Genomic DNA, 9993 nt, shown 5'->3' with positions numbered 1-9993 from the left:
TTTTTAGCAAGAATGAGAAGAAAGTCCAAATGCTATTCTAAAAAAATAGAAATGCTCAGATGAGCGATACTTCTTTTAATGCACCATCGTAATAAAACACTATCTATATTTGATTAGCAATGCCAAATTTATTTACAAATTAGTTTAATTATTTTGGTATGTTAGTGAGAAGGAATAAAGAGGTAATTAATAAAAGTAAAGCCTGAGAAATTCTCAGGCTTTACTTTTATTTTATATTGTTTTTAGATAATAGATATCTGTTTATAGGAAATAGATATCCAAAAGATAAACTAATATTAGTAAAAATTAGACCTAATATATATAAAAAAAGTTTATCTGGATTTATTTGATGAATTAAAGGTATATACTTGATGTTAAAAACAATGGCTAGCCCTAAAAAAATAGATGCATAAATGTATTGATATTTATATATTATTTTTTTCATAATTAACAATTTTATTTTTCATAATTAACAAGATGGATTATTTCCCCATCCTGCTAAAGCTCCTCCGATAGCCCCAAAAGTACCACCTATTACGCAAACAGCAGGTCCTCCCCATGCACCAGCTCCAGCACCTCCAATAAGTCCACCTATAGTAGAAGATTCACATTTTGCATTAGATCTTCTACTAGAACCATATAATATATCTTTATCATTTTCTAATTTTAATGTTTCTATTAAAATTGATGTTACAAGGTAATTTTTTGGACTTATTTCTGTATTTAACTTATAATTTTCTAAATTTTTAATTATGCTTTCTTTATTATTTTTTGAATTATTTATGACATCTTGAATGTTTTGGTCTAAATAATTTTTTTGATTTTTTTGATTTTTTTGATTCAAATTGAATATTTTCAGCGATATCATATTTATTAATATCATATTTATTTTTTAAAAACTCCATTTTTTTATTTAACTCATTATGCTTGTTAGGGGAAGTTGTATTTTTAATATTTATTAAAAGTCCTGCCTAATCTTTAAAATAATTATCTAACATCTTTTTTGTGAATAATGTTTTATTATCCGAAGTTTCTATTTTACTAGAATCATCATCGTTATTACAGGATGTAAAAATACAGAAGTAGTAAGAGTTAAGCTTAACAAAAGCAAAGATTGTTTAATTAATTTCATAATTCTATTGTGTTTAAATTTTTGCTAAAATAAAAAAATTTAAACACTTTTATTTAAAATTTAAATAAAAGTGTTTTTTATATCTTTGATGTGTCGGTGAGTAGGGAAAAAGAGGCAACGTGAGGACAGCCTTGAGAATCACCAAATCGGATCTAAACTAAGCAATTTATAGCTGACAAAGCACTCTATTTGGAGTGCCTTTTTAAGTATGAAGCTGTTTAAGCTTTTAAAAAAGTTCGGAGAAAAATTAAGAATTCTGAAGTTGCAAACAAATAAACTCTTAACCTTCTGAAAATTATAACTAATAAAATGGATTTTGCCGCATTTGAGTAAGGGAAAACGAAGCTTTCGAAGCAGATTTGATGTAGAAAAAATATTGCTGTTAATAGTCAAACCATTTAAAACGGTTTGCCAATGGAGATCATTGAGTTTGAAAGAATATTTTGGAAATGAAAAAATCAGTTGGCAGCTCATTTACTAGTATTTCAACCAACGGAGAAAAAAGGGTAGTTTTAAGAGAATCTTTTAATGAATAATAAAAGAAAGTTAGAGAGGTCAAACATTCAGTTAGATGGGAGTCATACCCGAAGTAGAAGAGACGGAGAATCTGTTGGTTATCAGAGTAGAAAACCTTCTGGTATAACCAATAGTATTTTTCTTTGTGACAATCAGGGACCAATACTTTCCTTAAGTGAGCCCATGAGTGGACATTACCATGATGTTTACAAGATAGAGGATACTATGGAAGAAATTCTTTATCTTTTGAAGAAGGCAGCTATAGAATATAAAGGCTTGTTTTTAAATAAAGATGCAGGATTTGACAGCGGGAAGTTCAGGAATCTTCTCTACCAGAAGGGAATAATAGCCAATATTAAAAATAATCCCCGTCATGGATAAACTGAAAAAGAAGAATATTTTGCTCAAAAATTGTATAAAAGAAGATTTACAATAGAGAGCGCTAATGCTTGGTTGGATAGTTTCAAAGCATTATTAATACGATTTGAAACTTCTGTAATAACGTGGAATTCTTTGCATTATATTGCTTTTGTTATTTTATTCCTTAGAAAATTAAAAGATTAAACAACTTCAGATGCTGAAAGTTCAATTTTACTTTTATTCTCAAATAAAATGCAAAGGAAAAATAGCCTCAATTAATTGAACAGGCTGATATAGTAACTGCGAAGAATTATTTTTATTTACATCCTGCGAACCGAGTGTAAAAACATTATGACTTTAGTTTTTATAGTTGAAAGATCTGAGTCCATTGAAGAAAGAAATAAACCTTATTTATATTACTTTCCCTGCCTCAGTTTTCGATAAAGTGTGGTTCGAGAAAGCTTTAGCAATGTTGCAGCCCTACTTATATTACCTCCCGTCTGTTTAATAACCGATTTTATGAGTTCAAGTTGCTGTTGTTTATCCAAGATAGAAGAATAAGAAACATTCTCTGGGTCTGTAGGAGATTCGAAAGACATAGGTTCATATTCCTTAATTTTAATAGGAAGATGCTTCGGCAATAATTGAAGTTCTGAATAAAGCGAAAATATAGCATGTTCTGCTGCATTTTTCAGTTCACGCACATTTCCCGGCCAAGGGTATGCAAGCAGCTTTTGCTGGGCTTCCGGAGTCACCAAAATATGCTCCTCCTCTTGTTGCTGTAGGAAATATTGGAATAAATTCAATATATCCTCGGGTCGGTCTTTCAAATCAGGAATGTTCAAAGTAATCACCTGAAGGCGATAAAATAAATCTACTCTAAATCGCCCGGCCGCTACTTCTTCTTCCAAATTTTTATTAGTAGCCGTAATTATCCTAACATTAAGGGGGATGGCTTTATCAGCTCCTAAAGGGTACACCTTTTTTTCTTCCAGTATTCTGAGGAGGTAGGGTTGGATATCTAAGGGGAGTTCTGCTATTTCATCTAAGAAAAGAGTACCCGAATCCGCAGCAACAAACTTACCCTTTCTTCCCTTGGGATCAGCTCCAGTAAAAGCTCCAGGTAAGTACCCAAACAACTCACTGGCAATAAGATCTTTTGATATAGCCCCACAATTTACTGGAACAAAGGCTTGATTTTTACGAGGAGATTGCTCGTGGACAAAGTGAGCGATTCTCTCTTTGCCCACACCACTACGACCTGTAATCAAAACGGGAAATTGAAACTTAGCCGCACGCCTTGCCATTTCGCGAACCTCTTTTAAAGCAGATGAAAAAGCTAAGAATTCTTGCTTCACATGTCCTTTCAAGGCTATTTTTCTACAACACACTGACCTAAACACAGCAACTCCACCTAAAATTTGGTGATCTAAGGTATGATCGGTAATCACGATTTCCCAATCCTTATTATCTTCGGTATAGGGTAAAATAGTCTTCATACTATCAATAGAGCCTCCCCTCGGCGGTAAGCCAAATTTTATTCTAAAATTCATGCCAACACGAATTTGGAATAAGATCTGAGCCAGCCTATTGCAACGTGTTATCTCCCCCTCTAGATTAAAGATAACAATAGGTTTGCTATTATCTTCCAAAACTTGATAGACTGTTCCACACTTTCGAAATTCATGCTCCAAACTGAGCTCAATAATGGTTTTTGTAGCATTTATTACACTAAAATTATGGGCTCCCAATAATTCTTTGTGCCCCGTTAAATCAATCACACACAAAGCGGTTTGTGTATAGGGATCCTTAATAGGCACGGCAGTACAAACCAAATGATGCCAGCCTTCACAATAGTGTTCGGCGCTGAAAATGGTTACCGGCGCATCCGATTTTAGGGCAGTCCCAATCGCATTGGTTCCACAATGGGCTTCCGACCATATGGCACCAGTTGAAAAGTTGAGCCTGTCAAAAGTCCGAATGGTATCGGTAAGGGCTTCTGTATGTAGAATCGCTCCATCATTATCCGTAAGAGCTATAATGAGCCCCTGGATATTAAATTGTAAACAAAGATTTTTTAAAATGGGAACTGCTACTTTCAATAACAATCCATTTTTTTCGCGTAAGGTTCGCAAACGTTGATAGGAAAGCTGCACGGGAGCCTGCTGGAGACCTGTGACCAAAGAATGTCGTAACCGGCAACGCTCCCATGAATCAGATACAAGCGTTCGTATGCCCGGGTTTTTATTCCCGGTCATTACATACATTTCCCAACTTTTTTTAATAAACGCCTCTACGTTGTGGTAATAATCCAGTCGAGGTAAGGGGTGTACAGCTTCGTAATTTGTTCCATCATAATAGTTTAACATACCTAGGGATGCTTAATGGTAAAAGTATAAAAAATACTTGATGTATAAATATTCATCTGTATTAAATTTGCTTTATTGTAATGTTTTTTGTAAGCAAGTTACATAAATGATACACTTAACGTTACATAACCGGAAAGATTTAAAAATATAAAACACTACTAAGCAACACATTAAGTAAAATGGCATCCTCTTGGACTTTGCTCCCATAATCTTAAATTTTAAAAATATGGCAAAACAAGTTCAAAAGAGAAATGTGCCTGTGCTCGGCATAGATGCGGGGGGAACTATGACAGACACTTTTTTTGTAGATCAGGAGGGCGATTTTGTTGTAGGTAAAGCACAGAGCACTCCCCAAGATGAATCAATAGGTTTACTAAATTCCTCGGTAGACGCCTTGGCGCTATGGGAAATGAAAGTAGAGTCCGTATTTCCACAAATGGATACTTGCGTCTACTCAGGTACTGCCTTGCTTAATCGAGTAGTACAGCGAAAAGGCTTAAAAATAGGGCTTATAGTCAACAAAGGCTGCGAAGATTTTCACCGTATGGGAAGAGCAATACAATCGTATTTAGGTTATGCGTATGAAGACCGTTTACATTTAAATACCCACCGATACGATGCTCCCATAGTACCCCGAAAACTCACCTACGGTGTAACCGAACGCACCAATCTATTTGGTCAGGAAATAATCCCCGTATATGAGAACGATGTAATGCAGGCCGCAAAAGAGCTGGTAAAAGCTAATGTAGAAGGCATTGTTATCAGTTTGCTTCACTCTTACAAAAACCCTACTAACGAACGCAAAGTAAGGGATATTGTACTTTCAGAATTGAAAAGACTAAAAGCTAATATCCCGGTTTTTGCCTCTTCCGATTATTATCCGGTACGCAAAGAAACACATAGAACGAACACCACCATTCTAGAGGCATATGCTGCAGAGCCCTCTCGCAAAACACTCCAAAAAATAAACCATGCATTTAAAAAGTATGGCTCCAGATTTGAACCTCGGGTAATGGCCACTCATGGAGGTACTATCTCTTGGAAAGCTAAAGAGCTAGCCCGCACCATTGTTTCGGGACCTATAGGCGGAGTGATCGGATCTAAATATTTAGGAGAACAACTGGGGTATAAAAATATTGCCTGCACCGACATTGGAGGGACTAGTTTTGATATGGCACTCATTACACAAGGTGAATTTACTATTCAACACGATCCCGATATGGCGCGTTTGGTCCTCTCCCTCCCCTTAGTGGCCATGGATTCTGTAGGTGCCGGTGCTGGCAGTTTCATTCGTATTGATCCTTATACCAAGTCTATTACCTTAGGCCCAGACAGCGCAGGGTATCGTGTAGGCGTATGTTGGGCCGAAAGCGGTTTAAATACAGTTACCGTATCTGATTGCCACCTGGTTTTGGGTTACCTGGATCCGGCCAATTTCCTAGGTGGACAAATTAACCTGGATATAGAGCGAAGCCGTAAGGCGATTAAGGAACAAATTGCCGATCCTCTAGACATGAGCGTAGAAGATGCCGCTTCAGGTGTCATAGAGTTATTGGACAATCAATTAAGAGACCATCTAAGAGCTATGATCAGTGCAAAAGGATATTCTCCAGCCAACTTTGTTTGCTTCTCTTATGGTGGTGCTGGGCCGGTACACACTTATGGATATACAGAAGGATTAGGTTTTGAGGATATTCTTGTGCCGGCATGGGCTGCTGGCTTTTCAGCCTTCGGTTGTGCGGCTGCCGACTACGAGTACCGATACGATAAAAGCCTAGACCTGGCCTTAGACCAATTCGCGCCTAAAGAAGCTGCCGTTAAGGCGATTAAGGAAATCCGCTTAGCATGGGAAGAACTGGCTGTAAAAGTTAGGGAAGAATTTGCCATTAACGGACATAAGGCTGAAGAGATTATACTGAGACCCGGCTACAGAATGCAATATCGAGGTCAGCTAAATGATATAGAAATTGATTCTCCTATTTCGATTGAGCAAGCGGTATCTGAAATAGAATGGAACCGGCTTACTCAAGCATTTGAAGAAACCTACAGCCGCGTATACGCGAGTTCTGCCAAATCACCAGAGCTTGGCTTTAGCATTACCGGAGCTATTATGCGAGGTACTGTGCCGGCTATCAAGCCCAAAATACCAAATGATCCCTACACCGATAAAATCCCGGCACAAAAAGCTTATGTAGGGACCCGACCATTTTATCGTCATGGGAAATGGTTTGAGGCCAACCTCTATAGCATGAAGGATTTAAAATCAGGGAACCATATAGTGGGTCCGGCCATTATTGAATCTGACGCCACCACCTTTGTCGTCCCTTTTGGCTATGAGACCCACTTGGATGCACATAAACTATTCCATCTCAAGCAGATTAAAACAACTGAAGAGGCCAAAGCAGCCGCTAAAAAAAGTAAAGAAGGGTTAAATAACTCCCCTACCCAAGTATAATTCACCTTAAAAAGAAATCAAAGATGTCGAATAAAAAAAGCAACAAATTAAAAAAAGGAATTGCCATAGGTGATATTAGCCTAAAAGAGCAACGATCACAAATACTCCAAAAAACTAAGGAAACAGGCTATTACGCCGGAATAAAAGAATTGGCCCTGAAAGAAAAACAACCCATACGATTTGAAAAGATATTCAGCCGCCTCAGGGCAGGAGTCGTCAACGCCAGAGAAACCTCAAAGAAGATTGCCGCCAGCCCTATTGTAGAACAGGAGGGAGAACTCTGCTTTACCCTGTACAATGCAGTAGGCGACAGCCTACTTACCTCCACAGGTATCATTATACATGTAGGTACCATGGGAGCAGCTATTAAGTATATGATTGAAAATGGCTGGGAACAAAACCCACAGATTAACGACGGCGATATATTCACCAACAACGATTGTCTACTTGGGAATGTACACCCCTGCGATATTCACACTATAGTTCCTATTTTCTGGGAAAATAAACTCATTGGATGGGTAGGAGGCGTTACCCACGTTATTGATACGGGAGCCACAGGTCCAGGATCAATGACGGTAGGTCCTGTGCAACGTTTCGGAGATGGATATCAGATTACTTGTCGTAAAACCGGTGCCAATGATGAGTTATTCAAAGATTGGCTGCACGAAAGTCAACGCGCGGTAAGAACCACTCGCTTTTGGCTTCTCGATGAGCGTACCCGAGTAGCAGGATGCCATATGATACGTGATCTGGTGCTTGAAGTTATCCGCGAAGAAGGTCTTGATACTTACCTTACATTTGCCTTTGAAGTGGTAGAAGATGGCAGACGTGGCTTACTCAATCGACTCAAAGCGATGACCATTCCTGGAAAATACAAACAAGTGGCTTTTGTGGATGTTCCTTATCGACATGAAGATGTATCCGTTCCTCCGTTTGCTAAAGTAGATACTATTATGCATGCGCCATCCGAGATTGAGATTAAGGCAGATGGAAGCTGGAGACTGGATTTTGAAGGCAGCAGCCGCTGGGGATGGCATAGTTATAATGCACAGCCAGTATCTTTTAGTAGCGGCATATGGGTAATGATGACTCAAACCTTAATCCCTACGGAACGAATAAATGACGGCGCCTATTATGCTACTCAATTCCGACTCCCTAAAGGTTCGTGGATGAACCCTGACGATCGTAGAACAGCTCACTCCTACTCCTGGCATTTTTTGGTATCTGCGTGGAGTGGACTATGGCGCGGATTGAGTCGGGCTTATTTTAGTCGCGGATATCTTGAAGAAGTAAATGCGGGAAATGCCAACACCTCTAATTGGCTACAAGGGGGCGGTTTTAACCAATATGATGAGATACATGCTGTAAACAGCTTTGAAAGTGCTGCTGAAGGAACCGGAGCATCCGCTATAAAAGATGGACTGGGAAATGCTGCGGCCATATGGAATCCCGAAGGTGATATGGGTGATATGGAAATTTGGGAATTGGCAGAACCTCTATTGTACCTAGGCCGTTCTATTAAACCTAATACCGGGGGATTTGGGAAATATCGCGGTGGTAATGGCTACGAGACCCTACGCATGGTACACGGAGCCAAAGACTGGACCATGTTTTTTATGGGGAATGGCTATATTTCTTCATGCTGGGGACTGATGGGCGGATACCCCCCAGCTGCCGGTTACCGATTTGAGGCACATGATACGGATTTAAAAGAACGTATTACAAAAAAACAGCTTTTCCCTACAGGTTCCGACTTAGATCCCGGAAACCCCGAATACGAAAAAGTCTTGAAAGCTAAATCTATTAAGCGGGATCAACAGGCAATTACTACCGAAACCATTTTTGAAGATTATGATCTTTATTTAAACTACCTGAGAGGAGGACCGGGATTCGGAGATCCGCTGGATAGAGAATATTCTAGAATTGAAACCGATCTGAATGAAGGTTTGGTACTGCCTCAATATGTAGAACAAATTCACGGTGTAGTCATCCGTAAGGATAATGAAGACAATTGGCATGTAGATACCCCTGCATCTGACCATAAACGCAAACAAATTCGAAAAGAGCGTCTGGCAAAATCTGTTCCCGTAAAAGAATGGATGAAAACAGAACGCAACCGTATTCTAAAGGGCGAAGCCTCTATACAGGTACAGGCCATGTATTCGAGTAGTTTCAGTTTAAGTTCGCAATTTCTTAACGAATTTCGCAACTTTTGGAACCTGCCAGAAGACTGGAATATCCATGAAGAATCATTAAACCAACCCCACTTTGCCAGTAAGTATCGCGAAGGAATGGAACTTCTACCAGATGTAACCCCTGTGATATTAACAGAAGAGTAGTGAAGCTAAAATATCCCTACTCTTCCCTGAAACTAAAGAATTATTCACCGAGTCTGAAAAGGCTCATAAAAAAATAAAAGAATGTTTTACGAAAAAGCAAAAATCGAAGAGTTGATCGACGGTAAAATAGATTGGCCTTCATTACACAGTATGCTCTCGATGCCCAAAGACGCAGAACGTTTTAGAATCTATCTTGAAATCCTGCAGTCCAGAGTAACTTGGGAAGACAAGATTGTACTTCCTTACAGCCTCCATCTCTATATCGTTCAAAAAGCTAAAACCAAAGAATGGGTGATTAAATGCGATTGCGGCCATGAATTCTGCGCTTGGAACGCAAACTGGAAGCTCAACGCTAATATACGCGTACGCGAAACCCCAGCCGATATGCTGGAAATTTATCCCAAGCTTATGTCTCCTCACCCAGACTGGCAAGTCTTGAGGGAATATTACTGCCCAGACTGCGGAACCCTATTGGATGTAGAAGCTCCCACTCCCTGGTACCCTGTTATACACGACTGGATTCCAGATGTGGAGGCATTCTATAAGGAATGGGTGAATATGGAGGTTCCCGAGCGATCTAATTAGTATTGATAAGCTTTCCCGAATAAGTACCAAGCTTATTCGGGAAAGCTTATATCTATTTTTTACCCATAATATATTAAAAAGATTATTCCAAGAGTTAAAATTATATATATAACCCGTGGTGCATTTAAGCAATACGAGTTTTTAAGTTGTTAATATTTCTATTGTTTAGTTTATTAATGCATTGTATAACAGTCATTGCCATTATCTTAGATAATATTCTGTTCTTAAAGCCATCAA

General features: G+C 38.7%; 6 protein-coding genes and 1 pseudogene. 4 read left to right on the top strand and 3 right to left on the bottom strand.

The features are described 5' to 3' along the window. Positions 1-469 precede the first annotated feature (469 nt). On the bottom strand, positions 470-844 hold the full coding sequence (locus tag GNY06_RS13125; protein ID WP_166520503.1) for a hypothetical protein: 375 nt from the start codon (positions 842-844) through the stop codon (positions 470-472). A gap of 816 nt (positions 845-1660) precedes the next feature. On the opposite strand from GNY06_RS13125, the gene GNY06_RS14455 reads away from it, so the two are divergent. Beyond that, a complete protein-coding gene (locus tag GNY06_RS14455; protein WP_244614449.1) occupies positions 1661-2029 on the top strand; it encodes a hypothetical protein in 369 nt (122 codons plus the stop codon). Positions 2030-2424: 395 nt separating this feature from the next. Here GNY06_RS14455 and GNY06_RS13115 read toward each other — a convergent pair whose 3' ends face one another. After that, the gene (locus GNY06_RS13115) at positions 2425-4377 is read right to left on the bottom strand and encodes a sigma-54-dependent Fis family transcriptional regulator (protein WP_166520504.1); all 1953 of its coding nucleotides are present in this window, start codon (positions 4375-4377) and stop codon (positions 2425-2427) included. 226 nt (positions 4378-4603) lie between these two features. On the opposite strand from GNY06_RS13115, the gene GNY06_RS13110 reads away from it, so the two are divergent. From GNY06_RS13110 to GNY06_RS13100, 3 genes are all read left to right on the top strand, one after another. Further along, on the top strand, positions 4604-6832 hold the full coding sequence (locus GNY06_RS13110; RefSeq protein ID WP_166520502.1) for a hydantoinase/oxoprolinase family protein: 2229 nt from the start codon (positions 4604-4606) through the stop codon (positions 6830-6832). A 23-nt stretch (positions 6833-6855) separates the two neighbouring features. Further along, on the top strand, positions 6856-9171 hold the full coding sequence (locus GNY06_RS13105; RefSeq protein WP_166520501.1) for a hydantoinase B/oxoprolinase family protein: 2316 nt from the start codon (positions 6856-6858) through the stop codon (positions 9169-9171). 81 nt (positions 9172-9252) lie between these two features. Next, positions 9253-9756 carry an acetone carboxylase subunit gamma gene (locus tag GNY06_RS13100; protein ID WP_166520500.1) on the top strand — a complete coding sequence of 168 codons (504 nt, stop codon included), beginning with the start codon at positions 9253-9255 and terminating at the stop codon, positions 9754-9756. A 124-nt stretch (positions 9757-9880) separates the two neighbouring features. Here the strand turns inward: GNY06_RS13100 and GNY06_RS15830 are convergent. Then, a pseudogene (locus tag GNY06_RS15830) lies at positions 9881-9993 on the bottom strand (IS982 family transposase); the annotation flags it as partial.

This window comes from Elizabethkingia argenteiflava (genome assembly GCF_009904105.1).
Taxonomy (GTDB): Bacteria; Bacteroidota; Bacteroidia; order Flavobacteriales; family Weeksellaceae; genus Elizabethkingia; species Elizabethkingia argenteiflava.
Note: the sequence above shows the minus strand (reverse complement) of the source record. Positions and strands in the feature narration are given on the sequence as shown.

What these genes read in the sequence shown, in the direction of transcription:
- GNY06_RS14455 (WP_244614449.1), top strand. Translation starts at nt 1,661, where the DNA reads ATGAATAATAAAAGAAAGTTAGAGAGGTCAAACATTCAGTTAGATGGG.
- GNY06_RS13115 (WP_166520504.1), bottom strand. Translation starts at nt 4,377, where the DNA reads ATGTTAAACTATTATGATGGAACAAATTACGAAGCTGTACACCCCTTA.
- GNY06_RS13110 (WP_166520502.1), top strand. Translation starts at nt 4,604, where the DNA reads ATGGCAAAACAAGTTCAAAAGAGAAATGTGCCTGTGCTCGGCATAGAT.
- GNY06_RS13105 (WP_166520501.1), top strand. Translation starts at nt 6,856, where the DNA reads ATGTCGAATAAAAAAAGCAACAAATTAAAAAAAGGAATTGCCATAGGT.
- GNY06_RS13100 (WP_166520500.1), top strand. Translation starts at nt 9,253, where the DNA reads ATGTTTTACGAAAAAGCAAAAATCGAAGAGTTGATCGACGGTAAAATA.